The sequence below is a fragment of the Sphingomonas sp. NBWT7 genome (genome assembly GCF_014217605.1).
Lineage (GTDB): Bacteria > Pseudomonadota > Alphaproteobacteria > Sphingomonadales > Sphingomonadaceae > Sphingomonas.
Window position 1 is genome coordinate 80,353 of sequence record NZ_CP043639.1, and the last position, 26,197, is coordinate 106,549.

The following is a 26,197-nucleotide window of genomic DNA, read 5'->3' on the forward strand; positions in this document are numbered from 1 at the left end:
CCGTTCGACGATGCCCCGATCGTGACGGAGCGGCTAATTCTTCGCGTGCCGCAATCGCGTGATCGCGCCGCGGTGCACGCGATGTGGGCCGACCCGCGGGTGATGGCGGACCTAGGCCCGGTAAAGTCGGCGGCCGAGAGCGACGCCGCGCTGGCCCGCCATGCCGCCTACGCGCCGCTTGGCTTCCGCGTGATCGAACTGCGCGATGGCGGCGCGGCGATCGGCTTCTGCGGGCTCAAGCCCGGTGCGTCCGACACGCCGATCGCCGGCATGATCGAGATCGGCTGGATGCTCGCGACGGATTATTGGGGGCAGGGCTATGCCCGCGAGGCCGCCGACGCGACGCTCGACTGGGGCTGGGCCGTGCGCGACGCCGCGGCGATCGTCGCGATCACGGCGGAGCGCAACGTCAAGAGTCGCGGGTTGATGGAGCGGCTGGGCATGCGGCACGATCTGGCGATGACGTTCGATCATCCGCTGTTCGCGCTCGACGATCCGCGCCGGCGCACCGTCACCTATCGGATCGATCGCCCGTGACCGAGGCGATTGCGATGGAGACGCCGCGCCTTGTGCTCCGCCGCTGGCGCGACACCGATGTCGCGCCGTTCCACGCGATGGGTCAGGACGCGGCGGTGATGCGCTATCTGGGGCCGCCGATGGATTTGGCCGCCTGCGTTGCCACCGTGGCACGCATGAACGCACTGGCGGGCGCTTCGGGGGATTGCTTCTGGGCGATCGAGCGCCGCATTGATGGCGCGTTCATCGGCTTCTGCGGCATCGAACCCGGACCGGCGGGCACGCCGATCGCCGACGCGCCGGAGATTGGCTGGCGGCTGGCGCGCGATGCTTGGGGGCAGGGGTTCGCGCGCGAGGCGGCCGCCGCGTGCCTGCAACGCGCATGGGATCGCTGCACGGCACGGGTTCACGCAATCACCGTCGCCGCGAACGAGCGGAGCTGGGGGCTGATGATCCGACTTTGCATGCGCCGCGTCACCGACGGGGATTTCGATCATCCCGCGCTCGCCGAAGGCGATCCGCTGCGCCGGCACGTCCACTATACGATCGATCGCCTGCGATGATCGCGCGGTCGAGCCGCGGGCTGTTCGTCGCGACGATCCTGACCGGATCGTTCCTGCTGTTCCTCGTCCAGCCGATGGTCGCGCGCATCGCGCTGCCGCGGATCGGCGGTGCGCCGGCGGTGTGGAATTCGGCGATGCTGGTGTACCAGGCGCTGCTCCTCGCAGGCTACGGCTATGCGCACGGCCTGGGGCGGCTCGCCGTTCGGCGGCAGGCGGGCGTTCACCTCGCGCTGCTCCTGCTGGCGATGCTGTGGCTGCCGATCGGCGTGCTCGCCTGGCCGATGCCCGACGGAATTGCGCCCGAATGGTGGGTGCCATGGCTGCTTGCCGCTTCGATCGGGCCACTGTTCGTGATCGTCTCGGCGCAGGCGCCGCTGATGCAGCGCTGGTTCGCCGCCGCCCGCCCCGACGAGGATCCCTATCGGCTCTACGCCGCGTCGAACCTGGGCAGCTTCGCCGGGCTGATCGCCTATCCGCTCGCGGTCGAGCCGCTGCTGCCCGTCGCGGGGCAGCGCTGGCTGTGGAGCGCGGGCTATGTCCTGCTCGTCGCGCTCGTTGCGGTGATCGCGACCGGCCTGCCGCGCACCCGCGCCGCCGCCGCGGAGCCGGCTACGCAGGTCGATGCCAACCCTGCCGGACCGCGCCGCATCGCGCACTGGATCGCGCTCGCCGCCGTGCCCTCGGGGCTGATGCTCGCGACGTCGACCTATATCACCACCGATATCGTCGCGATGCCGCTTTTGTGGGTGATCCCGCTTGGCATCTATCTGCTCAGCTTCACGATCGCCTTCGCCGACGATAGAAGCGTCGCCGATCTGATCGTGCGCATCGCGCCGGTGACGATCCTGCTGTTCGGCGGGGTGATGATCGGCGGCTTCTCGGTCCAGCCGTTCTTCGGGCTCGCACTGGCGATCGTGCTTCTGTTCATGGCGTCGGTTGCGCTCCACACCGCGCTCTACCGGTTGCGCCCCGCGCCCGAGCGGTTGACGGGCTTCTATCTCGCAATGTCGGTCGGGGGTGCGATTGGTGGGCTGTTCGCCGGGCTCGTCGCGCCGGCGCTGTTCGACTGGACCTGGGAATATCCAATCCTGATCCTCGCCGCCGGCGCATTGGTGCCGCAGGTGTTCCTCGCGCATCCGGTCCGCGCATTGTGGAACCGCGGCGCTGGAATGCCGGGGCTGATCGGCGTGGCCGTCGCGCTGGCTGCGCTACTTGCGTTACGGCAATGGGGTCCGGACGCGCTGTTCGGCGAGGATCATCCCGGTACTGTCTTCGCCGCTATCGCGATCGTCGGGCTACTGACCGTGGGGGCGCGTCGCGCGTACCTGATGGTGCTTGGCACGGCGCTGCTGCTGTTCGGCGGGATGGCCGCGATCAAGATCTCGCTTGACGGTACCATTCGCACACGCAGCTATTTCGGGGTCTACAGCGTCGACGAACAGCCACGTAAACGCACGCTGGCGCACGGCACCACCTTGCACGGCGTCCAGCTGCTCGGCAGCCCGGCGCGCGAGCAGACGCCGACGACCTATTACGTGCCCTCATCGGGCGTCGGCCGCGCGATGACGCTCGCGCCCGCATTCTACGGACCGGAAAGCCGCATCGGCGTCGTCGGGCTGGGGACGGGGACGCTCGCCTGCTATGCCTGGCCGGGGCAGCGCTGGACGTTCTTCGAGATCGACCCGACGATGGTCGATCTGGCGCGGACGCGCTTCTCGTTCGTCCGCACCTGCGCGCCCGATGCCACGATCACGCTCGGCGACGCGCGGCTGTCGATCGCGCGGACGCCGCGCGGCGCGTTCGACCTCCTCGCGCTCGATGCCTTCTCGTCGGATGCGGTACCGATCCACCTACTGACGCGCGAGGCGTTCGCCGATTACGGCCGCGCGCTTCAGCCCAAGGGGCTGCTGCTGGTGCACATCTCCAACCGCTATCTCGACCTTTCACCGGTGATCGCCGCTGCAGCGGGGGCGGGCGGATGGCACGCGATCCAGCTCGTCGACCGACCCGCGATGCGCGAGGAGGGCGGATCGATATCGCACTGGATCGCCCTGTCGCGCGATCCCGTCGCGATCCGTCAGCTACGCGGTATCGGCACCGGGTGGGTCGACTTTCCGCACTATCCGGACTTCAGCGGCTGGAGCGACGATTACGCGTCGATCCTGCCGCTGCTGCATCCGTGACGATCAGATCGCGAGCCGCAGGCTGACGCGGATGTCGCGGCCCGCGAGCGGCGCGAAATCCTTGAGCACGCTGGCGTGGCGCCGCGCGTCGACGTCGAACAGATTGTTGGCGCTGACGAGGATCGCGGTGCGCGGATGGTCGGTGAACGGCCGGAACGAGAGCGAGGCGTTGACCATCGTGAACCCGTCGGTCGGCGTCTCGAACGCGGCGATGCGATCCTGCTTGAAGACGCGTTCCACCTCGACGCGTCCGGTCGCACGATCCCCCTGCGCTTCGATTCCGCCGAGCAGTCTCAGCGGCGGGATGCGCGGGGCGGGGCCGGTGCCGATGATCGTCGCGCGGACGTAATCGCCGACGACATCGGCGCTGATCGCATAGCCGCCGATCGTTGCCAGCCGCGCCGAGGCATCGACTTCGAACCCCCAGTAGCGCGCCTTCGACTGCGCATAGGCGAAGCATGGCAGGACCTCGTCGGCGTCGGGGCCGGCCGCCGCCTCGCACACGCCCTGCGGCACCTGGCCCTCGTAAATGAAGTCGTCGAACCAATTATGGTACGCCGATGCATCGAGGCTGAAGCGGTCCGAGTGCGCGTGGAACGTCGCTTCGAGCCCCCAGCTCTTCTCGGTGCGAAAATCGGCGTTGCCGAGTTCGTACGATTGCGTGCCGGCATGATTGCCGTTGGAGAACAGCTCTTCCGCCGATGGCGCGCGCTCGGTGCGCGAGGCGTTGAGCCCGATCCGCGTCTCCTCGCCGATTGCATAGGAGGCGCCGAGAGAGCCGGAGAAGGCGTCGAACCGCTTCTTGGTGCGCGGATAGCGGTCGTCGCCGAACGGCGGACGCGAGTCGAGTCCGGTCCGCTCGTAGCGCGCGCCGCCCTCGGCGCGGAAGCGGCCGAGCGTCAGCTGCTGCAGCGTGAAGACGCCGAACTGCTGCGTCTCGACGGGCGGCAGGAACGCCTCCTCGCCGATCGCGCGCAGCTTGCGATCGAGGTACTGGACGCCGCTCGCGCCCGACCAGCCACCCTTGTCGGCCTGCACCAGTTCGAGCCGGCCCTCGGTGCCCTTGTTGAGGAACGTCGTGCCGATCTCGCCGTCAGGCTCCAGCTCGTAGTGGCGATAGTCGGCATGGCCGAGCCGCAGCCGGATCGCATCGAGGAAGCCGCCGCCGGTCTTCACCTCGCCGCGCAGATCGACGCGGTCCTGCGCAACGTCGATCCGCGGCGCCTCGACCTCCTGGCCGACCGTCGTCGCGTAGCGCAGCGGGATGCCGTACAGGCTGTCATAGTGGCTGTAGGCGACGCCGAGCGATCCGCCGTCGGTGATCAGCGCGCCGCCGATCCCGGCGTTCCACGTCTCGATCGCGCTGTTCGGCAGCCGGCCGCGCAGTTGCGTCGGGCCGACGTAATCGATCGGCTCCTCGACGCCCGCCTGGTCGCCGGCCTCCGCACCCGCGGCCAGCGCCGCCTCGCGTGCGCGGCGCGACAGGACGCGCCCGCCAATGCGCAGATCGTCCGCCTTGAGATACGACCCGTTGACGTTGACGACGAACTGCGAACCCAATGCGACGTCGGCCGATCCGGCGACGTTGCGCTGATCCGCAGCCGAGCCGTAGCCGGCGATCGCGTTGAGCCGGTATCCCTCCGCTGGCACGGTGCGCGGAATGCGCGCGTCGAGCACGTTGACGACGCCGCCGACCGCTGAGGAACCGTACAGCAGCGCTACGGGGCCGCGCAGCACCTCGACGCGGTCGGCGAGGAGCGGGTCGATCACCACCGCGTGATCGACCGAGCTGTTGGCGGCATCGAACGAGCCGATCCCGTCGGTCAGCACACGCACCCGGTCGCCCTGGAAGCCGCGCAGGACGGGGCGTGAGGCACCCGGGCCGAACGATGTCGCCGACACACCGGGCAGCCGCGCGAGCGTCTCGCCGATCGTCGGGCGCAGTTCGCGGTCGAGCTTTTCGCCGTCGAGCACCGACGTGCCCTGCAGGACGTCGCGCTCGCTCTGCCGCACCGGTGCGGTGATGATGATGTCGCGTCCGACCGGGCGATCGGCGTCGGGGGCGGCGTCGTCCGCGGCAATGGTCGCGGCACTGGCTGCCAGCGTCATCGCGGCGAGATTGGCGGTGAGAAGAAGCATCGAGATCTCCGGCAGGAACATGAGCCGGGTAGGCAGGATGTTACATCGTATCAAGCCTCTTTCGTCGAACCGCGGTCGGGCCTCGCAATTCGGCTATTGCCCGTTGCGCTCGACCGACTCGAGGATCCGCGCACCCGCCATGAAGACGGCGAGGGGGCAGACGGCGAACAGCATCCAGCCGCCGACGCCGGGGTAGTCGCGAAGATAGTGGGCTCCACGCTCGGTCGCACCAAGCCCAAGCCCGTAGATCACCATAAAGGCTTCGAACTTGGTGGTGATGGTGAATAGTCGGGCGATACGATCGAACATGCCAAAATATACGCAAATCCTGCGCCAACGGCGGATTTGCGCCATTCCGGCGTTACCATTCATGGTTACCTGTCAATTAACTCGACAAGATTGAGCGCGGTGAGCAGCGCGCGCCGCGCCGCGATCACCTGATCGATCAGCGCCGCATCGCCGATCGCGCCCGCCTCGATCCGCTCGGGCCAGTGCGCCTCGACCACGGCGGCGATGGCGTCGAGCTTCACGTCGTCGACCAGGAAGCGTGGATCGACCAGCGCGGGATCGCAGGCGACGCGCAGCCGCAGGCAAGCCGGGCCGCCGCCATTGGCCATCGATTCGCGCACGTCGACCACCTCGACCGCGCGGATCGGCCGGTTGCCGCGCAGGTGATCCTGCAACCACGACCAGACGGCGGCGTTGGCGCGCGCCTCGGCGGGAACGATCAGCGTCTGCGTGCCCGACGCCGCAGTGACGAGCTGCGCGTTGAACAGGTAGGAGCGGATCGCGTCGTCGAGACTGACGCGTTCCGCCGGAACCTCGACGATCTCCACCCCCGGCATCCGCGCGCGCAGCGCCGCGTATAAGCCGTCATGATCCGCAAAAGCCTGTTCGTGGGCGAACAGCGTCCGCTCGTTCGCGACCGCGACGACATCGTTGTGGAACGCACCCGCGGCGATCGCCTCGGGCGATTGTTGGGCGAACAGCACATGCGCGGGATCGAGCCGGTGCGCGCGCGCGACCGCCTCGCAGGCTTCGCGATGCTGCCGGGCGGGGAAGCGCCCGCCGCTCTCGCCGTAGACGAAGATTTCGATGCCCGGCGCATCGTGCGACGCGGCGAGGCGCATGTGGTTCGCTGCCCCCTCGTCCCCGAAGGATGCGGGCACGGGCGGATGCACCGCGAAGCCCGGATGCGCGAAGGCGAGGCGGAGCTGCGCGAGCGTTTCGGGCCATTCGTGGCTGCGGTGCGGCATCGTCACGAGGTTCGCGACGGTAAGGTGGCAGCGGCCGTCCGCAGTATCGGGCGCGGGCGACACCGTCGCTGCATTGGCCGCCCACATCGGCGAGGCGGAGAAGCTGCGCGCCTTGAGGTGCACCGGGGCGGCGGCATAATCGGTGTGCAGCGCCGCGAGCCAGCGATCGTCGGGGCGCGCATGCGGCGGCAGGATGCCCTGGACAAGCCCGAGCGCGAGGTTCGCACGCATCTTCGCGATTCCCTGCAACGCCGCCGCGCGCGGCCGGGCGGTCGCGCCGGCATTGTGCGTCGCCGCCAAATTGCCGGGGCTGAGCCCGGCGTAATTGTGGCTCGGCCCGATGATGCCGTCGAAGTTAATCTCGCGGATCACGCCACTCTCTCCCGCATGTGCTGGCCGAACCCGTTCACAGGCGGGGAATGTGTAGGACCGCGGCATCCTCCGCGGCGCCGGTTAGCGCGGCGCAGCCCGGATCGAGGACGATCGTCTCGTCGCCGACCTCGCGGACCGTGCCGTAGGCGCAGCGGAAATCGGACAGACTGCCGTGCGCGACCAGCGCCTCGCCGCCGCCGTCGTAGTCGAGCGCGACGATCCGCCGCGCGCGCGCGTCACGGATGGTGCGCACCTGATCGATCCGCGCGGTCATCGTCGGCCCGCCGTCGAAGATGTCGACGTATTTCTCGAACGCGAACCCCTCGTTCTCCAGCATGCGCATCGCCGCGCGCCCGGAGGGGTGGGGGAGGCCGATCGCGGCGCGCGCACTGTCCGACAGCATCGCGGTATAGATCGGGTGCTTGGGCATCAGATCGGCGATGAACTGGTGGCCGTGGATGGCGTTGAAGGCGTCGGCATCCTGGAAGTTCATGCCGAAGAACCGCCCGGCGAGCCCGTCCCAGAATGGCGATCCACCCGCCTCGTCGATCACGCCGCGCAATTCTGCGAGAATTCGTTCGCCGAAGCGCGCGCGATGCGCCTTAATGAAAAGGTACCGGCTGCGCGCGAGCAGCAGCCCTAGCCCGCCCGCGCGCTCGCCGGGATGAAGGAACAGGCCGCCGACCTCGCTCGACCCTTCGAGATCGGTGGTCAGCGACAGCATTTCCGCGCGGAAGGTGCGGTCGAGCGCGCTGCTGTGCTGCGTCAGCGTGCTGATGCGATAGCTGTAGAACGGGTGGCGCTGGCCGACCTGGGTAAAGATCTGGCAGGTGCCGCGCACCTCGCCGGTGGCGACGTTCTCGAGGATCAGGACGAACAATTCGTCCTCGACGCTGTCGGCATCGCGCGCGAAGGCGGCGTGGCTGCGATCGAGCTTGGCTTTCAACGCGCGGCGGTCGGGCGGCAGATTGGTGAACCCGCCACCGGTCAGCTTCGCCATCTCGTAGAGGTGCGCCAGATCCTCGTCGCGCGCCGCGCGGACGACGAACATGCTCGGGGCCGTCACAAACCGTTCTCCGCCAGCCGCAGGATGGTGATCGCAGACAGCGCAGCGCGCTCGGCCAGGCTGTCGACGATCAGGAATTCGTCCGACGAGTGGATCGCGCCGCCGCGCACGCCCATCGTGTCGATAACCGGCGTGCCGGCGGCGGCGATATTGTTGCCGTCGCACACGCCGCCGGTGTCGCGCCACGCGATCGCGAGGCCGAGGTCCGCCCCCGCAGCGCGAACCGTGTCGAACAGGCGGGCGGCGCCGGGATCGATCGGCTTGGGGGGGCGATTGAACCCGCCGTGCACCGTGATCCGCACGTCGCGCGTTGCCGCGATCTCGGCGACGGCGGCGTCGATCGCGCCGCGCGCGCGGGCGATCTCGGCGGCATCCTTCGGGCGGAAGTTGACGCGCAATACCGCTAGGTCGGGGACGACGTTGTTCGGCCCGCCGCCGTCGATCCGCGCCGGATTGACGGCGAGCCGCGGGCCTTTCGCCTGTTCGAGCATCACCGCCAGCGCGGCGGCGGCAGTGATCGCGTTGCGGCCGTCCTCCGGGTTGCGTCCGGCGTGCGCCGCGCGGCCCCTGACGACGATCGAGAAATTGCCGGTTCCGCCACGCGCGCCGGCGAGCGTGCCGTCGGGCAGCGCGGGCTCATAGGTCAGCGCGGCGAGCTTCCCCCGCGCCGCGTCCTCGATCAGTGCGGAGGAGGAGAAGGAGCCCGTTTCCTCGTCCGAGTTGATCACGACGTCATAGCCGATCGCGCAGCCCGCCGCCTCGATCGCCTCCAATGCAGCGAGCATGACGGCGAGTCCGCCCTTCATGTCGGCCGTGCCGGGGCCGTTGATCGTGCCGTCGCCGCGCTCGGTAATGGCCTGGAACGGATGATCGACCGGGTAGACGGTATCCATATGGCCGGTCAGCAGGAGCCGCCGCGTCGCGTCGGGTCGCACCGACAAATGGAGGTGGTGGCCATGATCGAGCGCCGCGACCGTGCCGTCTTCCCTGACGCGCTCCGCCGGCGCCGGCGGCACCAGGCGAACCTCGCCGGGTAGGGCGGAGAAGGCGTCGGCGAGTTGCCCGGCGACCGTCGACAGGCCGGCAAGATTGCCCGTGCCGCTGTTCATCGCCGCCCAGCGGCATATTCTCTCGAGCGAGGGCGCGGCGGCGGTTCGCTCGACCGCAGCTCTCTCCGCGCCGCGCAATCCAGTTTCAGGCGATACGACCATGAATGTTGCTAGCGCACCCATGCGGAGACGGCCAGCCCGCACGTCTGCGAATGATTCTCAACCCTCCTGCGCCTTGCCGTCATGGCGCTCGGAGCCTAAAGCGCCCCGCATCCGTTCGCACCTGCGAGAAACCCGAAAGCGCCCATGGTCGATCTGTCGCAATACCTGCCGATCCTGATGTTCCTGGGCGTCGCGCTGCTGCTGTCGGGCACCTTCGTGTTCCTGCCGATGGCGGTCGCGCGGCTCACCGGGGCGCATAAGCCAACGGTGGAGAAGCTGTCCGAATACGAGTGCGGTTTCCCCGCGTTCGAGGACAGTCGCGCGCAATTTGACGTGCGATTTTATCTAGTTGCGATCCTGTTCATCATCTTCGATCTCGAAGCCGCGTTCCTATATCCATGGGCGGTAAGCGTGTTCGAACTCGGCTGGACGGCCTGGATCAGCATGATGATCTTCATCGGTGAACTCGCGCTCGGCCTGGCCTATGCCTGGAAGAAGGGCGCGTTGGATTGGGAATGACCATGAACTCCGGCCTCATCAATTCCGGCCTGCCGACGTCCGGCCCCGTCGAGCTGCCGCGCGATGCGAGCGCGTCGAGCGTCATCGCGCCTGACCAGGGTTTCTTCAACGATCTGAACGGCGAGCTGACCGACAAGGGTTTCCTCGTTACCTCGACCGAGGAACTGTTCCAGTGGGCGCGCACCGGCTCGCTGTGGTGGATGACGTTCGGGCTCGCCTGCTGCGCGGTGGAGATGATCCACGTCAACATGCCGCGCTATGATCTGGAACGCTTCGGCGCCGCGCCGCGCGCCTCGCCGCGCCAGTCGGACGTGATGATCGTCGCGGGCACGCTGTGCAACAAGATGGCGCCAGCGCTGCGCCGCGTGTACGATCAAATGTCCGAGCCCAAATACGTCATCTCGATGGGCTCGTGCGCCAACGGCGGTGGCTATTACCATTACAGCTACAGCGTCGTGCGCGGCTGCGACCGGATCGTGCCGGTCGACATCTACGTGCCCGGCTGCCCGCCGACCGCGGAGGCGTTGCTCTACGGCATCATGCAGCTGCAGCGTAAGATCCGCCGTTCTGGGAGCATCGAGCGTTGAGGGCGCCCGCACCCGCTTTCGCCGCCGACCTCAACGACGCGACGATCGAGGCGGCGCGCGCGGCGATCCCCGCGGGGCTGGTCGATGCGTTCGCGCAGGTCGGCGAGGTGCAGCTGCACGTCCATCGCGACCATCTGGTGCCCGCGCTGACCGCGCTGCGTGACACGCCGGGGCTCGAATACCAGCAGTTGATGGAGATCGCCGGGGTCGACTATCCCTCGCGGCCCGAGCGGTTCGACGTCGTCTACTGCCTGTTGTCGGTGACGCGTAATCACCGGCTCCACGTCCATGTCGCGGCGAGCGAGGACACGCCGGTACCGTCGGTAACCGATCTGTGGCCGGTTGCCGGATGGCTCGAGCGCGAGGTGTACGACATGTTCGGCGTGCTGTTCGCAGGCAACCGCGACCTGCGCCGTATCCTCACCGACTATGGCTTTCGCGGCCATCCGTTCCGCAAGGACTTCCCGCTCACCGGGCACGTCGAGATGCGCTATTCCGAAGAAGCGAAGCGCGTGATGTATGAGCCCGTCTCGCTCGCGCAGGACTTCCGCACCTTCGATTTCACCAGCCCGTGGGAAGGCGCCGAATACGTCCTGCCGGGCGACGAGAAGGGCGCGCTACCGCAGCAGAAGGGCGCGCAGACGCCGGTGACGGCGGACCAGATCCAGAAGGCGGACGCGAGCGAGAGCAAGGCGAAGGCGCCCGCCGCGTCGAGCGAGCCTTATGCCAAGGCCGACGCGAAGAGCACCGCCGAGACCGGCGCCGGTAAGCCGCATCCGGAGGGCACGCCCAAGCCTGCCGATCCCGATGTCGTCCCCGGCAAGGGAGGACAGAACCAGTGACCGACACGGTGATGACCGATAGCGCGCTGAACGATCGGATCGACCCCGCGGTCGAGCGCATCGCGCACATCGACGCGGACGGGCGTCCGACCGACGACGAAGTCGCGATCCAGAACTACACGATCAACTTCGGGCCGCAGCATCCCGCCGCGCACGGCGTGCTCCGGCTGGTGATGGAGCTCGACGGCGAAATCGTCGACCGGATCGACCCGCACGTCGGGCTGCTGCATCGCGGCACCGAGAAGCTGATCGAGTATAAGACGTATCAGCAGGCGATCCCATATTTCGACCGCCTCGATTACTGCTCGCCGATGTGCATGGAGCATACGTTCGTGCTCGCGATCGAGAAGCTGCTCGATCTCGAGGTGCCGCTGCGGGCGCAGTACCTGCGCGTCTTCTTCGCCGAATTGACGCGCATCATGAACCACATGCTCAACCTGGGCAGCCACGTTATGGACGTCGGCGCGATGACGCCGAACCTGTGGCTGTTCGAGCTGCGCGAAGACCTGATGGGCTTCTACGAGCGCGCATCCGGCGCGCGGATGCATGCCAATTACTTCCGCGTCGGCGGCGTCCACCAGGACGTGCCGCTCAAGCTGCTGACCGACATCGCCGACTGGCTCGACAACCGCCTGCCGGTGTTGTTCGAGGATGCGATCAGCCTCGTTGCGGACAACCGCATCTTCAAGCAGCGCAATGTCGATATCGGCATCGTCTCGCGCGACGATGCGCTGCGCTGGGGCTTCTCCGGCCCGATGATCCGCGCGGCGGGCATTCCGTGGGATCTGCGCAAGCAGCAGCCGTACGACGTCTACGCCCGGATGGACTTCGAGGTGCCGGTCGGCACGCGCGGCGATTGCTACGACCGCTTCATGGTGCGCGTGGAAGAGGTCCGCCAGTCGGCGCGGATCATGAAACAGTGTCTGGCGGAAATGCCCGAGGGGCCGATCGCCAGCCTCGATCGCAAGGTCGTGCCGCCCAAGCGCGGCGAGATGAAGCAGTCGATGGAAGCGCTGATCCATCACTTCAAGCTATATACCGAAGGCTATCACGTGCCCGCGGGCGAGGTGTATGTCGCGACGGAGAGCCCCAAGGGCGAGTTCGGCGTCTATCTGGTCAGCGACGGCACCAACAAGCCGTACCGCTGCAAGATCCGGCCGACCGCGTTCAGCCATCTCCAGGCGATGGACTTCATGAGCCGCGGACACATGCTCGCCGATACCACCGCGATCCTCGGTGCAATGGACATCGTGTTCGGGGAATGCGACCGGTGAATTTTACCTTTCATGGGCCGGCAAAGGCATGCTGGATCATGGGGCTGGTGCTGATCATGATCAGTGCGGTGAATGATGTTCTGGGCGGCCGGCAGAGCCTGATCGCCTTTGTCTTGTTGGGCGCCGTCTCGATCGGCTGCGCCTTCTTCCTCAGGAGCCGTTCGTACCGTGGCTGACGCCCCCCAGATCCCCGACGAGGCCGAAGTCCGTGCCCGCTGGAACGGGTTCCAGTGGTCCGAGGAAAGCATCGCTAAGCGTAACGCGATCCTCGCGCGCTATCCGGCCGGGCGCGAGCAATCCGCCTCGATCCCGCTGCTCGATCTCGCGCAGCGGCAGGTGGGCGCGGAAACGCAGACGCAGGGCTGGCTGCCGGTGCCGGTGATTGAATTCGTCGCGCGCGAGATCGGCGTGCCGTACATGCGCGTCTACGAAGTCGCGACCTTCTACACGATGTTCAATCTCGCCCCCGTCGGCCGCTTCCACGTGCAGGTCTGCGGTACCACGCCGTGTATGTTGCGCGGGTCGGACGACGTGCTGGCGGCGTGCAAGAACAAGGGGCTAATCAAGGGCAAGACGACGCCCGATGGCCTGTTCACGCTGACGGAGGTCGAGTGCATGGGCAATTGTGCCTCAGCGCCGATGGTCCAAATCAACGACGACAATTTCGAGGACCTCGATTACGATCGCACGATCGCGATCCTCGATGCGCTGGCGCGCGGCGAGCAGCCGAAGGCAGGCACGCAGGAGCCCGGCCGCCACACCGTCGAGCCGCTGGGCGGGCCGACGACGCTGACCGCAATGGTGAGCGAGAACCACGATTATCGTTCCGAATGGAACACGCCTGCCGTGGGAGCGAGCGCATGAGCGTCATCACATCCCTGACGGACAAGGACCGCATCTTCACCAATCTCTACGGCTATCAGCCGTGGACGCTGCAGGCCGCACGCGGCCGCGGCGATTGGGACAATACCAAGGCGCTGCTCGATCTCGGGCAGGACAAGATCATCGACGTGATCAAGGCGTCGGGCCTGCGCGGGCGCGGTGGCGCGGGTTTCCCGACCGGCACCAAATGGTCGTTCATGCCCAAGACGCCGAGCCCCGAACGGCCGAGCTTCCTGGTCATCAACGCCGACGAATCCGAGCCCGGTTCGTGCAAGGACCGCGAGATCATCCGCCACGATCCGCACAAGCTGATCGAGGGTGCGCTGGTTGCCGGCTTCGCAATGCGCGCGCGCGCGGCGTACATCTACATCCGCGGCGAATATATCCGCGAGGCGGAGACGCTCTTCGCGGCGGTGCAGGAGGCGTATGACGCTGGCCTCGTCGGCAAGAACGCCTGCGGCTCGGGCTACGACTTCGACGTCTTCGTTCACCGCGGCGCTGGTGCGTACATCTGCGGCGAAGAGACCGCGATGATCGAGAGCCTGGAGGGCAAGAAGGGCCAGCCGCGCCTCAAGCCGCCGTTCCCGGCCGGTGCCGGCCTCTACGGCTGCCCGACGACGGTCAACAACGTCGAGAGCATCGCGGTTGCACCGACGATCCTGCGGCGCGGCGCGGAATGGTTCGCGAGCTTCGGCGCGGAGAATAACCGCGGCACAAAGCTGTTCCAGATCAGCGGACACGTGGAAAAGCCCTGCGTGGTCGAGGAAGCGATGAGCATCCCGTTCCGCGAACTGATCGAGAAGCATTGCGGCGGCATCCGCGGCGGGTGGGACAACCTCCTTGCGGTGATCCCCGGCGGCTCATCGGTGCCGCTGGTGCCGGCGAAGGACATCATGGACGCGCCGATGGACTTCGACGGCCTGAAGGCGGTCGGCTCGGGGCTTGGCACCGCGGCGATCATCGTCATGGACAAGTCGACCGACGTCGTCCGCGCGATCAGCCGCATCTCGTATTTCTACAAGCACGAGAGCTGCGGCCAGTGCACGCCGTGCCGCGAGGGCACCGGCTGGATGTGGCGCGTGATGGAGCGGCTGCGCACCGGCGACGCCGAAATCGGTGAGATCGACATGCTCCAGCAAGTGACCAAGCAGGTCGAGGGCCATTCGATCTGCGCGCTGGGCGACGCGGCGGCGTGGCCGATCCAGGGCCTGATCAAGCATTTCCGCCCCGAGCTAGAGCGCCGTATCATCGAACGTCAGGGCGGCGGCCTCGCCCCCATGCAGGAAGCTGCAGAATAATGCCCAAGCTGAAGGTAGACGGGATCGAAGTGGAGGTGCCGCAGGGCGCCACCGTGCTGCAGGCGTGCGAGATCGCCGGCAAGGAAATCCCGCGTTTCTGTTATCACGAGCGGCTGTCGATCGCCGGCAACTGCCGCATGTGCCTGGTCGAGGTGAAGCCCGGGCCGCCCAAGCCGCAGGCGTCGTGCGCGCTGCCCGCGGCGGACAATCAGGAGGTCTTCACCACCTCGCCGATGGTCAAGCATGCCCGTGAGGGCATCATGGAATTCCTGCTGATCAACCACCCGCTCGATTGTCCGATCTGCGACCAGGGCGGCGAGTGCGATCTCCAGGATCAAGCGATGGCCTATGGCCGCGGCCACAGCCGCTTCCAGGAGAACAAGCGCGCCGTCACCGAGAAGTATATGGGGCCGATCGTCAAGACGATCATGACCCGCTGCATCCAGTGCACGCGCTGCGTCCGCTTCGCCGAGGAAGTCGCTGGCGTTGAGGAGATCGGCGCGATTTATCGCGGCGAGAACATGCAGATCACGTCGTATCTCGAAGAGGCGGTGACGAGCGAGCTCAGCGGCAACGTCGTCGATCTGTGCCCGGTCGGCGCGCTGACCAGCAAGCCCTACGCTTTCGAGGCACGGCCGTGGGAGCTGAACAAGACGCTGACGATCGACGTGATGGACGCGGTCGGCACCAACATCCGGCTCGACAGCCGCGGGCGGCAGGTGCTGCGCGCGCTGCCGCGGGTGAACGACGAGGTCAACGAGGAGTGGGCGACCGACAAGACGCGTCACGCGGTCGACGGCCTCGTCCGTCGGCGGCTCGATCGGCCCTATGTGCGGCGTGACGGCAAGCTCGTCCCGGCAACCTGGGACGAGGCGTTCGCGGTGATCGCCGATGTCGCGAAGGGAGCCGGTGACAGTGTTGCCGCCATCGCAGGCGATCTGGTCGATTGCGAGACGATGTTCGCCGCCAAGGCGCTGCTTCGCGACATGGGCTCGTCGCTGCTCGAAGGGCGGCAGACGGGCATGGACTATGACACGTCCAGCCTCGCCGCGGTCAATTTCAACACGACGATCGCCGGGGTGGAGCGCGCCGACGCGATCCTGTTGGTCGGCACCAACCTCCGGTGGGAAGCGAGCCTCGTCAACACGCGGATCCGCAAGGCGATCAAGCGCGGCGCGAAGGTGTGGGCGATCGGCCCGGAGACCGACCTTACCTACAAGGCGACCTGGCTCGGCAACGATCTCGCGGTGCTCGGCGACCTGCCGGATGCCCTGACCGAGGCGTTCGGCAAGGCCGAGCGGCCGATGGTGATCGTCGGCGGCGGCGCGCTCAAGGGGGCGCACGGCGCGGCGCTCTCGCTCGTCGACACGCTCGGCCTCGTCAAGGACGGATGGAACGGGTTCAACGTCGTTCACATGGCCGCGAGCCGGATGGGCGGGCTGATGCTCGGCTACGCACAAAAGTCCGGCATCTCGGCGCTTTGTGATGCGAAGCTCGCGTTCTTCCTCGGCGCCGATGAGTGCGATTTCACGCGCTTCGCCGGCTTCAAGGTGTATGTCGGTCATCATGGCGACAAGGGCGCAGCGGCGGCGGACGTCGTGCTGCCGGGTTCGACCTATGCCGAGAAGTCGGGCACCTGGGTCAATCTCGAAGGGCGCGTGCAGCGCGGTAACCGTGCGGTGTTTGCGCCCGGCGACGCACGCGAGGACTGGACGATCTTCCGCGCGCTGTCCGAAACGCTTGGCCGCCCGCTGCCGTTCGACACGCTCGGAGAGCTTCGCGCAGCGATGGCGCTCGACTGTCCCGATCTCGCCAACGAAGGCCTGGTGACCTTTGCGTGGAACCCGCCGTCCTTGTCGGCCACTGCGCAGGGCGTGCTCGATAGCTACCCGATCAAGGACTTTTACTTGACCAACGCGATCTGCCGCGCCTCGCCGACGATGCAGCGCTGCTCGGCCGAACTCGTCCACGGCGAGACCTTCGCGGAGGCGGCGGAATAACATGACGCAGTTCTTCAACGCGACGCTCGGGCTGCCCTACGGCTGGGCCTGGTTTCTCGCCACGCTGATTGGCATTCTCGTCATCGCGCTGCCGCTGATGCTGGCGGTGGCTATGATTATCTATGCCGACCGCAAGATCTGGGCGGCGATGGCGCTGCGCCGCGGCCCCAACGTCGTCGGCCCGTTCGGACTGCTGCAGTCGTTTGCCGACGGGCTGAAGGTGTTCCTGCAGGAAACGATCGTTCCGACGGCGGCGAACCGCGGGCTGTTCCTGCTCGCGCCGATCATCACCTTCACCGTCGCACTGATCGTGTGGGCGGTGGTGCCGTTCGATGTCGGCGTCGTGCTGGCGGACATCAACGTTGGCCTGCTCTACATTCTCGCCGCCTCGTCGCTCGGCGTCTACGGCATCATCCTCGCCGGCTGGTCGTCGAACTCCAAATATCCGTTCTTCTCGGCGATCCGCGCCGCGGCGCAGATGGTCAGCTACGAAGTCGCGATTGGCTTCGTGCTCATCTCGGTGATCATGTGGGCAGGCACGTTCAACCTGACGGGAATCGTCGAGGCGCAGCGCAGCGTGCTGGGGACGCCGATCAACGGCTTCTTCCTTAACCCGCTGCTGTTCCCGATGGCGGTGATGTTCTTCATCTCCTCGCTTGCCGAGACGCAGCGCGCGCCGTTCGATCTGACCGAGGCGGAATCGGAGCTCGTCGCGGGGTATCAGACCGAATATTCGTCGATGAGCTTCGCGCTCTACTGGCTGGGCGAATATGCCAACGTGCTGCTGATGTGCACGCTCAATGCGACGCTGTTCTGGGGTGGCTACCTACCGCCGCTCGACTGGGCGCCGCTCTACTGGGTGCCGGGGATCATCTGGCTGTTCGCCAAGATCCTGTTCTTCTTTTTCCTGTTCAGCTGGGTGAAGGCGACGGTGCCGCGCTATCGCTACGATCAGTTGATGCGGCTGGGCTGGAAGGTGTTCCTGCCGGTGTCACTGTTCTGGGTGTTCCTCGTGTCCGGCGTGCTGATGCTGAACCGGGTTGGGATCTGATATGGGTATCGCTTCGACGATCAAGGCCTTCACCCTCTGGGAGTTCGTGAAGGCGCACGCGTTGACCTTGAAGTATTTCTTCAAGCCCAAGGCAACGATCAACTATCCGTTCGAGCGTAATCCGCTCTCGCCACGGTTCCGTGGCGAGCACGCGCTGCGCCGCTATCCCAACGGCGAGGAACGCTGCATCGCGTGTAAGCTGTGCGAGGCGGTGTGCCCGGCGCTGGCGATCACGATCGAGGCCGAGCCGCGCGACGACGGCAGCCGCCGCACGACGCGCTACGACATCGACATGACGAAGTGCATCTTCTGCGGCCTGTGCCAGGAAGCCTGCCCGGTTGATGCGATCGTCGAGGGGCCGAACCTCGATTATTCGACCGAGACGCGCGAGGAGTTGATCTACGACAAGGCGAAGCTGCTCGATAACGGCGACCGCTGGGAGCGGACGCTCGCAGCGAACATTGCCGCCGACGCGGCATATCGGTAGGCGACGCGCGATGATTCACCGCACCCCCGTGGTGATGGCATGATCCAGGCCATCGCCTTCTATCTCTTCGCCGTCGTCGTGCTCGTGTCGGGCGCGATGACGATCGGCTCGCGCAACCCGGTGCACAGCGTGCTGTGGCTGATCCTGGCGTTCTTCAACGCCGCCGGGCTGATGGTGCTCGTGGGGGCTGAGTTCATCGCGATGCTGCTTGTCATCGTCTATGTCGGGGCGGTGGCGGTGCTGTTTCTCTTCGTCGTCATGATGCTCGATATCGACTTCGCCGAGCTACGCGCTGGTTTCGTTCGCTATTTCGGGCTTGGCCTGGTGCTCGCGGTAGCGCTGGTGTGCGAGATCCTGATCGGCGTGGGCGCGTGGAGCGCGGGCGGGGTCGATCTCGCGCGGCGCGCGGCGCCGACCGATGCGACGCTGCCCAACATCCAGGCGATCGGTAACCTCCTCTACACGCGCTATCTGTTCGTGTTCGAGGGTGCGGGGCTTGTGCTGCTCGTCGCGATGATTGGCGCGATCGTGCTGACGCACCGCCAGCGCCACGGCGTGCGCCCGCAGAACATCGCCGCGCAGATCGCGCGCCGCCCGCAGGATGCGACGCGCAACATGCGGCCGGAGATCGGGCAGGGGGTGCAGCTGTGAACGGGGCGATCGGCCTGATCCACTATCTCGTCGTGGCGGCGCTGCTGTTCACGATGGGCGTGCTGGGGATCTTCCTGAACCGAAAGAACATCATCGTCATCCTGATGGCGATCGAGCTGATCCTGCTCGCGGTGAACATCAATCTCGTCGCCTTCTCCGCGGCGCTGAACGATCTCGTCGGGCAGGTCTTCGCGATGTTCGTTCTGACCGTCGCTGCCGGCGAGGCAGCGATCGGGCTCGCCATTCTCGTCATCTTCTTCCGCGGTCGGGGCTCGATCTCGGTCGACGATCCCAGCCGGATGAAGGGCTGAACGACCCGTGACCTCGATCCTCTTCATCGTCTTCCTGCCGCTGCTCGCGGCGGCGATCGCCGGGCTCGGCAATCGTGCGATCGGCAACGTCGCTGCGAAGGGCGTGACGACCGCCGCGTTGTTCATCGCCTGCGCGCTGTCGTGGCCGATCTTCATCGGCTTCATGACGGGCAGCCTCTCTGCCACCGTCACGCCGGTGCTCCACTTCATCACCTCGGGCAGCTTCGACGTGTCGTGGGCGCTGCGCGTCGATGCGCTGACCAGCGTCATGCTGGTCGTCATCACCAGCGTCTCCGCACTCGTCCACCTCTACAGCTGGGGTTATATGGAGGAGGATCCGGATCAGCCGCGATTCTTCGCCTATCTGTCGCTGTTCACCTTCGCGATGCTGATGCTGGTGACGGCGGACAACCTCATTCAGATGTTCTTCGGCTGGGAAGGCGTCGGGCTCGCGAGCTACCTGCTGATCGGTTTCTGGTTCAAGAAGCCGAGCGCCAGCGCCGCGGCGATCAAGGCGTTCGTCGTCAATCGCGTCGGTGATCTGGGCTTCATGCTCGGCATCTTCGGCACCTATCTCGTGTTCGACACGGTCTCGATCCCCGCAATCCTCGAGGCCGCGCCCGGCATGGCGGGATCGACGATCGGCTTCCTCGGCTACCGCTTCGATACGATGACGGTGCTCTGCCTGCTGCTGTTCGTCGGGGCCATGGGCAAGTCGGCACAGCTCGGCCTGCACACCTGGCTGCCCGACGCGATGGAAGGCCCGACCCCGGTGTCGGCGCTGATCCACGCCGCGACGATGGTCACCGCGGGCGTGTTCATGGTCTGCCGCCTGTCGCCGATGTTCGAAACGTCGCAGACGGCGCTCCACGTCGTCACCGCGATCGGTGCCGCGACGTGCATCTTCGCCGCGACGATCGGCACGACGCAGACCGACATCAAGCGCGTGATCGCCTATTCGACGTGCTCGCAGCTCGGCTATATGTTCTTCGCCGCGGGCGTCGGCGCCTATGGCGCGGCGATGTTCCACCTGTTCACGCACGCTTTCTTCAAGGCGCTCCTGTTCCTTGGTGCGGGCTCGGTGATCCATGCCATGCATCACGAGCAGGACATGCGCTTCTACGGCGGCCTGCGCCGGCACATCCCGATCACCTTCTGGGCGATGCTGCTCGGCACGCTGGCGATCACCGGCGTCGGCATCTACGGCGTCGGCGGTTTCGCCGGCTACCATTCGAAGGACGCGATCCTCGAGGTCGCCTGGGCGTCGGGCCGCGGGCAGGGCGCGTTCTGGGTCGGCACGATCGCCGCACTGCTGACGAGCTTCTATTCTTGGCGGCTGATGTTCCTCACCTTCTGGGGCGCACCGCGCTGGGCCGGGTCCGAGCATATCCAGCACGCCGTCCACGATGCGCATGGTCACGGCCATGATGCGCACGGCCACGGGACGCACGGGCATGACGATCCCGCCGCAGAAGACGCAGGCCACGCGCCGCATGCACATGGCCGCGACGCCGAGACCGTGCCGACGGGCACCGCGGGCTATCATCCGCACGAGAGCCCAGTGACGATGCTGGTGCCGCTCGTCGTGCTTTCGCTCGGCGCGGTGTTCGCCGGCTATGTCTGTAATGGCTGGTTCATCGAGCCCGAGGCAGGCGAGCGGTTCTGGCGCGGCAGCCTAGCGTTCAACGAACATCTGATGCACGAAATGCACGCCGTGCCGCTGCTGGTGAAGCTCGCCGCGACGATCGTCATGCTGATCGGTCTGTTCGGCGCGTGGATGGCGTACATTCGTCGTACAGATTGGCCACGGCGCTTCACGACGACGTTCGACGCGCTGTACGATTTCATCGCGCACAAATGGTATTTCGACGAGCTCTACAATCTGCTCTTCGTCCGGCCGGCGTTCGCGATCGGCCGCCTGTTGTGGCACAAGGGCGACGAGGGCACGATCGACCGCTTCGGCCCGAACGGCGCGGCTTGGGTGACGCAGGTGACCAGCCGGGTCGCCGGCCGGGTGCAGACGGGCTATGTCTACACCTACGCTTTCGTCATGCTGATCGGGCTTACCGCCGCGGCGACGTGGGTGATCGCAGGATGATCCGCGCGGACACCATTGCGCGCGTCCTGGCCGCTCGCGCCGCGACGCTTGATCTCATCGCCCCGCTGTTCGGGGAAGGGCGTGGCGCATCGGCGCGTTGCCCGAACGGCCTGCTGGGGGCGAAGTGACCGGTTTTCCCATCCTATCGCTGATGCTTGCGATCCCGGCGCTCGCCGCGATCGCCTGCCTCTTCCTGTCGGCACAGAGCGCGCGCTGGCTCGCGCTGGCGGCGACGCTCGCCGATCTGGCGCTCGGCGTCATCCTGTGGCTCAGCTTCGACGTCGGCGGGGCGCAGTGGCAGTTCGTCGAATACGCGCCGCTGTTCGGCCGCTTCGCCTGGGCGCTGGGGATCGATGGCTATGCGCTGCTGCTGATCGCGCTCAGCGTGTTCCTGATGCCGATCTGCATCGGCGCATCGTGGGACGCGATCGAGAAGCGCGTTCCCGAATATATGGCAGCGTTCCTGCTGTCCGAAGTGCTGATGATCGGCACGTTCGCGGCGCAGGATGTCTTTCTGTTCTACATCTTCTTCGAAGCCGGTCTGATCCCGATGTTCCTGATTATCGGTATCTGGGGCGGCGCGAACCGCATCTATGCGTCGTACAAGTTCTTCCTGTACACGCTGCTCGGCTCGCTGCTGATGTTCATCGCGATGCTCTACATGAGCATCACTGCGGACACGACGTCGATCCCGGCGCTGATGGCGTATGATTTCCCGCCAGACGTGCAGACCTGGCTGTGGCTCGCGTTCTTCGCCTCCTTCGCGGTGAAGATGCCGATGTGGCCGGTCCACACTTGGCTGCCCGATGCGCACGTTCAGGCGCCGACTGCGGGATCGGTGATCCTCGCGGGCGTGCTGTTGAAGCTCGGTGGCTACGGTTTTCTGCGCTTCAGCATTCCGATGTTCCCGGAGGCGTCGTCGCAGCTCGTCTGGCTCGTCTTCGGGCTCAGCGCCGTGGCGGTGATCTACACCAGCCTCGTCGCGCTGGTGCAGTCCGACATGAAGAAGCTGATCGCCTATTCGTCGGTCGCGCACATGGCGATCGTGACGATCGGCTTGTTCGCGTTCAACGCGCAGGGGATCGAGGGCGCGATGATGGTGATGCTCGGCCACGGGCTTGTCTCTGGCGCGCTGTTCCTATGCGTCGGCGTGATCTACGATCGCCTGCACACCCGCGAGATCGCGCGCTACGGCGGGCTTGCCAGCAACATGCCGCGTTACGCCGTCTTCTTCCTGCTCTTCACGATGGCGTCGATCGGTCTGCCGGGGACGAGCAACTTCGTCGGCGAGCTGCTGGCGCTGATGGGCACCTACAAGGTGTCGACGACGATTGCGCTGCTGTGCACCACCGGCATCATCCTCGGCGCGGCCTACATGCTCTATCTCTACCGCCGCGTGGTGTTTGGGGAGATCAAGTCGGAAGAGGTCCGCGCGATGTCCGATCTGTCGCGTCGCGAGCTCTGGCTGCTCGCGCCGATCGCAGCCGTCGTGCTGTGGATGGGCGTCTATCCCGAGAGCTTCCTCGCGCCGATGCGCGCTGACACCGCGCGGCTGCTCGCGCGTATCGAGCGTGCGCAGCCCGCCGGTGACTCGCAGCCGACGCCCGGCACCGGCATCGTTCCCGCAGCGCATGCAGAAGGCGCCGCGCACGCCACCGCCCCCGGAAAGGCGCACTGATGGACTACGCATCGCAGGTCGCGATGACCCTTCCCGAAGTCGTGCTGGCGCTCGGCGCGTTGGCGCTGATGATGGTGTCCGCCTGGGCGCCTGCCACGGCGACGCGCGCCATCTCGTGGACCGCGGTGGCGGTACTCGGCGGCGCGTGCCTCGCACTGATCGGGCCCGCGACGAGCGGCGCCGCCGCGTTCGACGGCATGTACCGCGCGGATGCCTTCGCGGGCTTCGGCAAGGTGCTGATCTACATCGCCTCGGCGATCGCCATCGTCCTCGCACCGAGCTTCTTCGAACGTACGGCGGGTGACGATCTGCGGCCCGAATATCCTGTGCTGATCCTGCTGTCGGCGATCGGCATGGGGATCATGGTCTCCGCCGGCGATCTGCTGACGCTCTATATTGGCCTCGAGCTGCAGAGCCTCGCGGCGTACGTCCTCGCCAGCTTCATGCGGCAGGACGCGCGTTCGGCGGAGGCGGGGCTCAAGTATTTCGTGCTCGGCGCGCTCGCCAGCGGCATCCTCCTCTACGGCATCAGCCTCGTCTACGGCTTCACCGGTTCGACGATGTTCGGCGAGATCGCCGGCGCGTACGGCGCGGCGACGCTGACGGGCGAGGCGAAGTCGATTGGCCTCATGTTCGGGCTCGTCTTCGTCTTTGCCGGTATCGCCTTCAAGATCAGCGCAGTGCCGTTCCACATGTGGACGCCTGACGTCTACGAAGGCGCGCCGACGCCGGTGACGGCGTTCTTCGCTTCCGCGCCGAAGGTGGCGGCGATGGGGCTTGCCGCACGCGTCGCGATCGAGGCGATGGGCCCGGCATCGGACCAGTGGCGCCAGATCGTCATTTTTGCTGCGCTGGCATCGATCATCCTCGGCGCGGTTGCCGCGATCGGTCAGAGCAACATCAAGCGCCTGCTCGCCTATTCGTCGATCAACAACGTCGGCTTCGCGCTGATCGGTCTCGCGGCTGCAACGCCCGAGGGCGTCGCGTCGGTGCTCACCTACATGGCGATCTACATCACGACGACGCTCGGCGCGTTCCTCGTCGTGCTGCAGATGCGCGACGAAGCGGGGCAGCCGATCGAGTCGATCGCGTCGCTGTCGGGCCTGTCGCGCAGCCGGCCCGGCCTTGCCGCGGCACTGGCGATCTTCATGTTCAGCCTTGCCGGCATCCCGCCGCTGTTCGGCTTCTGGGCGAAGTTCGCGGTGTTCGATGCCGCCGTGCGCGCGGGGCTGTTCCCGCTCGCCGTCGTCGGCATCGCGGCAAGCACGATCGGCGCCTATTACTATCTGCGCGTCGTCAAGACGATGTACTTCGACGAGCCGTCTGCGGCGTTCGGCGCGGGTGATCGGCTTGAAGGCGGGCTGATCGCGGTTGCCGCGGTTGCGGTGTCGCCGCTCGGCTATCTCGCCATCCCGGTGCTCGGCGGCTGGACGATGGCGGCGGCGCAGGCGCTGTTCTGAGCCGAGCAGCACTGCCGGCGATCCTGACGGTCGCGGAGACCGGCTCGACCAACGCCGATCTATTGGCGCTCGCCTCCGATGGCGCCCCCGAGGGCAGCTGGCTGCGCGCCGAGCGGCAGACGGCAGGACGCGGGCGCCAGGGCCGCACTTGGGCGTCGCCGAACGGCAACCTCTACGCCAGCACGCTGGTTCGCATCGCGCCAACCGATCCGCCCGCAGCGTCGCTCGCGCTCGTCTCCGCGGTCGCGCTTGCCGATACGATCGCGACACTCGGTTGCCCCGCGGTGACGATCAAATGGCCCAACGATCTGCTGCTCGACGGCGCGAAGCTTGCTGGCATCCTGCTGGAGCGCAGCGGCGGCGCGGTCATCGCCGGCTTCGGCGTCAACCTCGCGACGCACCCCACGATCAAGGGGCGCAAGACAGCAAGTCTTGCCGGTCGCCTGTGGATCCACTCCGCAGCCGAGCTCTTCGATCACCTGGTAAGCGATTTCGCGCGCTGGCTCGGCATGTGGCGCCGCGACGGGCTCGCGCCGGTCATCGCACGGTGGGCGGGGCAAGCGCACCCGATTGGCACGCCGCTCGTCGCCAATCTGTCGGACGGCTCGTCTGTTGCCGGCACGTTCGACGGCCTCGCTAGCGACGGGGCGCTGCGGCTGCGCTTGGCGGATGGCGCGGTCCGTGTCATCCACGCCGCCGACGTGTTCGTGGTTTAGGGGGGAAGATCATGCTGCTCGCGGTCGATGCGGGGAACACCAACATCGTCTTCGCGCTCGTCGACGGGCGCGAGATCAAGACGCGCTGGCGCATCGCCACCGATCCACGCCGCACCGCGGACGAATATGCCGTGTGGCTGAGCCAGCTGCTCGCGCTCGAAGGGTATCAGCGCAGCGATGTTGACGCGGTGGTCGTCTCCACCGTCGTCCCGCGCGCGCTGCACAATCTGCAGGTGCTCTCGTCGAAATACTTCGGTTCCGACGCATTGGTCGCCGGGCGCGCGCCGCTCGAATGGGGCGTCGCGCTTGACGTCGACGAGCCGCAGAACCTTGGCGCGGATCGTGCGGTGAACACGATCGCGGCGCACGCGCTGCACGCCGGCGACCTGATCGTGATCGACTTCGGCACCGCGACGACGCTCGACGTGTCCGACTTCAACGGCGCCTACAAGGGCGGAATCATCGCGCCGGGCATCAACCTATCGCTCGACGCGCTGGTTAACGCCGCGGCCAAGCTGCCGCGTATCGCGATCGAGGCCCCCAAGAACAACCTGTCGGTGATCGGCCGCAACACCGTGGATCAGATGAACATCGGCATCTACTGGGGCTATCTTGCGATGATCGAGGGGTTGGTCGCGCGGATGAAGGCGGAGATCGGGCGTCCGGCAAAGGTAATCGCCACCGGCGGCCTCGCCACGCTGTTCGAACAGCATACGGGCGTATTCGACGCGATCGAGCCCGATCTGGCGATCCAGGGGCTGGCGATCATGGCCGAGCGCGCCCATATCATCGCATGAAGGATTTCACCGCCGCATCCGCCGAACCGTTGCTGAAAAGCGCCGTCGCTGGCGCGTAGCAACGACCGCTCGCGACGCGGCGGGCTGACCGCCCGGCCAACCGGCTTGGCGACGAGATTGGGGCATGGGCTTCCCCCAAATATTGAAGCCTTGATCATGAGGCGCCCCGGCGCCCGCACTGCCGCCACATCGCGGCGGTGTTGCTGAAGGACGAATACGATTTCCAAGAACGACGAACTT

Annotated in this window: 26 protein-coding genes; 21 read left to right on the top strand and 5 right to left on the bottom strand. The window is 66.8% G+C overall.

Annotated features, from left to right (window positions below):
- Positions 1–21 precede the first annotated feature (21 nt).
- The 3 genes from F1C10_RS00405 to F1C10_RS00415 are packed head-to-tail and all read left to right on the top strand — an operon-like array spanning position 22 to position 3,262.
- Positions 22–537 (top strand): GNAT family N-acetyltransferase, encoded by a 516-nt coding sequence (locus tag F1C10_RS00405; protein ID WP_258042983.1) that lies wholly within the window; start codon positions 22–24, stop codon positions 535–537.
- Positions 534–1,079, top strand: a complete 546-nt coding sequence (locus tag F1C10_RS00410) for a GNAT family N-acetyltransferase (RefSeq protein ID WP_258042984.1) — start codon at positions 534–536, stop codon at positions 1,077–1,079. The genes F1C10_RS00405 and F1C10_RS00410 overlap by 4 nt, the downstream gene beginning before the upstream one ends.
- Positions 1,076–3,262: a fused MFS/spermidine synthase gene (locus F1C10_RS00415; protein WP_185207829.1), complete on the top strand. Its 2,187-nt coding sequence runs from the start codon at positions 1,076–1,078 to the stop codon at positions 3,260–3,262. The genes F1C10_RS00410 and F1C10_RS00415 overlap by 4 nt, the downstream gene beginning before the upstream one ends.
- A gap of 3 nt (positions 3,263–3,265) precedes the next feature.
- Here F1C10_RS00415 and F1C10_RS00420 read toward each other — a convergent pair whose 3' ends face one another.
- The 5 genes from F1C10_RS00420 to F1C10_RS00440 all read right to left on the bottom strand — a co-directional run bounded on the left by F1C10_RS00420 (position 3,266) and on the right by F1C10_RS00440 (position 9,306).
- Positions 3,266–5,401, bottom strand: a complete 2,136-nt coding sequence (locus tag F1C10_RS00420; RefSeq protein ID WP_185207831.1) for a TonB-dependent receptor domain-containing protein — start codon at positions 5,399–5,401, stop codon at positions 3,266–3,268.
- A 93-nt stretch (positions 5,402–5,494) separates the two neighbouring features.
- Positions 5,495–5,710, bottom strand: coding sequence for a hypothetical protein (locus F1C10_RS00425; protein ID WP_185207833.1), 216 nt, complete (start codon positions 5,708–5,710; stop codon positions 5,495–5,497).
- A 65-nt stretch (positions 5,711–5,775) separates the two neighbouring features.
- Positions 5,776–7,029 carry an N-succinylarginine dihydrolase gene (locus F1C10_RS00430; RefSeq protein ID WP_258042985.1) on the bottom strand — a complete coding sequence of 418 codons (1,254 nt, stop codon included), beginning with the start codon at positions 7,027–7,029 and terminating at the stop codon, positions 5,776–5,778.
- A gap of 34 nt (positions 7,030–7,063) precedes the next feature.
- Positions 7,064–8,080, bottom strand: a complete 1,017-nt coding sequence (locus F1C10_RS00435) for an arginine N-succinyltransferase (protein WP_185209978.1) — start codon at positions 8,078–8,080, stop codon at positions 7,064–7,066.
- 11 nt (positions 8,081–8,091) lie between these two features.
- Positions 8,092–9,306: a hydrolase gene (locus F1C10_RS00440; protein ID WP_185207837.1), complete on the bottom strand. Its 1,215-nt coding sequence runs from the start codon at positions 9,304–9,306 to the stop codon at positions 8,092–8,094.
- 144 nt (positions 9,307–9,450) lie between these two features.
- Between F1C10_RS00440 and ndhC the strand changes: the two genes are divergently transcribed.
- From ndhC to F1C10_RS00525, 18 genes are all read left to right on the top strand, one after another.
- Complete coding sequence (gene ndhC, locus F1C10_RS00445) at positions 9,451–9,825, top strand: NADH-quinone oxidoreductase subunit A (protein WP_085811068.1); 375 nt, start codon at positions 9,451–9,453, stop codon at positions 9,823–9,825.
- 2 nt (positions 9,826–9,827) lie between these two features.
- The gene (locus tag F1C10_RS00450; RefSeq protein ID WP_258042986.1) at positions 9,828–10,412 is read left to right on the top strand and encodes an NADH-quinone oxidoreductase subunit B family protein; all 585 of its coding nucleotides are present in this window, start codon (positions 9,828–9,830) and stop codon (positions 10,410–10,412) included.
- Entirely contained in the window at positions 10,409–11,254 is an 846-nt protein-coding gene (locus F1C10_RS00455) for an NADH-quinone oxidoreductase subunit C (protein WP_185207839.1), read from the top strand. Before F1C10_RS00450 ends, F1C10_RS00455 begins: the two co-directional genes overlap by 4 nt.
- On the top strand, positions 11,251–12,528 hold the full coding sequence (locus tag F1C10_RS00460) for an NADH-quinone oxidoreductase subunit D (RefSeq protein WP_258042987.1): 1,278 nt from the start codon (positions 11,251–11,253) through the stop codon (positions 12,526–12,528). The genes F1C10_RS00455 and F1C10_RS00460 overlap by 4 nt, the downstream gene beginning before the upstream one ends.
- On the top strand, positions 12,525–12,704 hold the full coding sequence (locus F1C10_RS00465) for a hypothetical protein (RefSeq protein ID WP_185207841.1): 180 nt from the start codon (positions 12,525–12,527) through the stop codon (positions 12,702–12,704). Before F1C10_RS00460 ends, F1C10_RS00465 begins: the two co-directional genes overlap by 4 nt.
- A complete protein-coding gene (locus F1C10_RS00470; protein WP_185207843.1) occupies positions 12,697–13,392 on the top strand; it encodes an NAD(P)H-dependent oxidoreductase subunit E in 696 nt (231 codons plus the stop codon). Before F1C10_RS00465 ends, F1C10_RS00470 begins: the two co-directional genes overlap by 8 nt.
- On the top strand, positions 13,389–14,708 hold the full coding sequence (gene nuoF / locus F1C10_RS00475) for an NADH-quinone oxidoreductase subunit NuoF (RefSeq protein ID WP_185207845.1): 1,320 nt from the start codon (positions 13,389–13,391) through the stop codon (positions 14,706–14,708). Before F1C10_RS00470 ends, nuoF begins: the two co-directional genes overlap by 4 nt.
- Entirely contained in the window at positions 14,708–16,708 is a 2,001-nt protein-coding gene (nuoG, locus tag F1C10_RS00480; RefSeq protein WP_185207847.1) for an NADH-quinone oxidoreductase subunit NuoG, read from the top strand. The genes nuoF and nuoG overlap by 1 nt, the downstream gene beginning before the upstream one ends.
- Position 16,709: 1 nt before the next feature.
- Entirely contained in the window at positions 16,710–17,759 is a 1,050-nt protein-coding gene (nuoH, locus tag F1C10_RS00485; protein WP_185207849.1) for an NADH-quinone oxidoreductase subunit NuoH, read from the top strand.
- Between the two features lies 1 nt (position 17,760).
- Positions 17,761–18,246 (top strand): NADH-quinone oxidoreductase subunit NuoI, encoded by a 486-nt coding sequence (gene nuoI / locus F1C10_RS00490; protein WP_185207851.1) that lies wholly within the window; start codon positions 17,761–17,763, stop codon positions 18,244–18,246.
- 39 nt (positions 18,247–18,285) lie between these two features.
- On the top strand, positions 18,286–18,897 hold the full coding sequence (locus F1C10_RS00495) for an NADH-quinone oxidoreductase subunit J (protein ID WP_085811060.1): 612 nt from the start codon (positions 18,286–18,288) through the stop codon (positions 18,895–18,897).
- A 53-nt stretch (positions 18,898–18,950) separates the two neighbouring features.
- Positions 18,951–19,208 carry an NADH-quinone oxidoreductase subunit NuoK gene (nuoK, locus tag F1C10_RS00500; RefSeq protein ID WP_066781550.1) on the top strand — a complete coding sequence of 86 codons (258 nt, stop codon included), beginning with the start codon at positions 18,951–18,953 and terminating at the stop codon, positions 19,206–19,208.
- A 7-nt stretch (positions 19,209–19,215) separates the two neighbouring features.
- Entirely contained in the window at positions 19,216–21,306 is a 2,091-nt protein-coding gene (nuoL, locus tag F1C10_RS00505) for an NADH-quinone oxidoreductase subunit L (protein WP_185207853.1), read from the top strand.
- Positions 21,303–21,434 (top strand): hypothetical protein, encoded by a 132-nt coding sequence (locus F1C10_RS16595; protein ID WP_258042988.1) that lies wholly within the window; start codon positions 21,303–21,305, stop codon positions 21,432–21,434. The genes nuoL and F1C10_RS16595 overlap by 4 nt, the downstream gene beginning before the upstream one ends.
- Positions 21,431–22,984 (top strand): NADH-quinone oxidoreductase subunit M, encoded by a 1,554-nt coding sequence (locus F1C10_RS00510; RefSeq protein ID WP_185207855.1) that lies wholly within the window; start codon positions 21,431–21,433, stop codon positions 22,982–22,984. Before F1C10_RS16595 ends, F1C10_RS00510 begins: the two co-directional genes overlap by 4 nt.
- Entirely contained in the window at positions 22,984–24,444 is a 1,461-nt protein-coding gene (gene nuoN / locus F1C10_RS00515) for an NADH-quinone oxidoreductase subunit NuoN (RefSeq protein WP_185207857.1), read from the top strand. The genes F1C10_RS00510 and nuoN overlap by 1 nt, the downstream gene beginning before the upstream one ends.
- Positions 24,445–24,506: 62 nt before the next feature.
- Positions 24,507–25,160, top strand: a complete 654-nt coding sequence (locus F1C10_RS00520) for a biotin--[acetyl-CoA-carboxylase] ligase (protein ID WP_258042989.1) — start codon at positions 24,507–24,509, stop codon at positions 25,158–25,160.
- 11 nt (positions 25,161–25,171) lie between these two features.
- Positions 25,172–25,957 carry a type III pantothenate kinase gene (locus F1C10_RS00525; RefSeq protein ID WP_185207859.1) on the top strand — a complete coding sequence of 262 codons (786 nt, stop codon included), beginning with the start codon at positions 25,172–25,174 and terminating at the stop codon, positions 25,955–25,957.
- The last annotated feature ends 240 nt before the right edge of the window (positions 25,958–26,197 follow it).

Coding starts and splice junctions, on each gene's coding strand:
- F1C10_RS00425 (WP_185207833.1), bottom strand. CDS start 5,710: ATGTTCGATCGTATCGCCCGACTATTCACCATCACCACCAAGTTCGAA.
- nuoH (WP_185207849.1), top strand. CDS start 16,710: ATGACGCAGTTCTTCAACGCGACGCTCGGGCTGCCCTACGGCTGGGCC.
- nuoN (WP_185207857.1), top strand. CDS start 22,984: ATGGACTACGCATCGCAGGTCGCGATGACCCTTCCCGAAGTCGTGCTG.
- nuoF (WP_185207845.1), top strand. CDS start 13,389: ATGAGCGTCATCACATCCCTGACGGACAAGGACCGCATCTTCACCAAT.
- nuoG (WP_185207847.1), top strand. CDS start 14,708: ATGCCCAAGCTGAAGGTAGACGGGATCGAAGTGGAGGTGCCGCAGGGC.
- F1C10_RS16595 (WP_258042988.1), top strand. CDS start 21,303: ATGATCCGCGCGGACACCATTGCGCGCGTCCTGGCCGCTCGCGCCGCG.
- F1C10_RS00495 (WP_085811060.1), top strand. CDS start 18,286: ATGATCCAGGCCATCGCCTTCTATCTCTTCGCCGTCGTCGTGCTCGTG.
- nuoI (WP_185207851.1), top strand. CDS start 17,761: ATGGGTATCGCTTCGACGATCAAGGCCTTCACCCTCTGGGAGTTCGTG.
- F1C10_RS00525 (WP_185207859.1), top strand. CDS start 25,172: ATGCTGCTCGCGGTCGATGCGGGGAACACCAACATCGTCTTCGCGCTC.
- F1C10_RS00420 (WP_185207831.1), bottom strand. CDS start 5,401: ATGCTTCTTCTCACCGCCAATCTCGCCGCGATGACGCTGGCAGCCAGT.
- ndhC (WP_085811068.1), top strand. CDS start 9,451: ATGGTCGATCTGTCGCAATACCTGCCGATCCTGATGTTCCTGGGCGTC.
- F1C10_RS00440 (WP_185207837.1), bottom strand. CDS start 9,306: ATGGTCGTATCGCCTGAAACTGGATTGCGCGGCGCGGAGAGAGCTGCG.
- F1C10_RS00450 (WP_258042986.1), top strand. CDS start 9,828: ATGAACTCCGGCCTCATCAATTCCGGCCTGCCGACGTCCGGCCCCGTC.
- nuoK (WP_066781550.1), top strand. CDS start 18,951: ATGGGCGTGCTGGGGATCTTCCTGAACCGAAAGAACATCATCGTCATC.
- F1C10_RS00415 (WP_185207829.1), top strand. CDS start 1,076: ATGATCGCGCGGTCGAGCCGCGGGCTGTTCGTCGCGACGATCCTGACC.
- F1C10_RS00435 (WP_185209978.1), bottom strand. CDS start 8,080: ATGTTCGTCGTCCGCGCGGCGCGCGACGAGGATCTGGCGCACCTCTAC.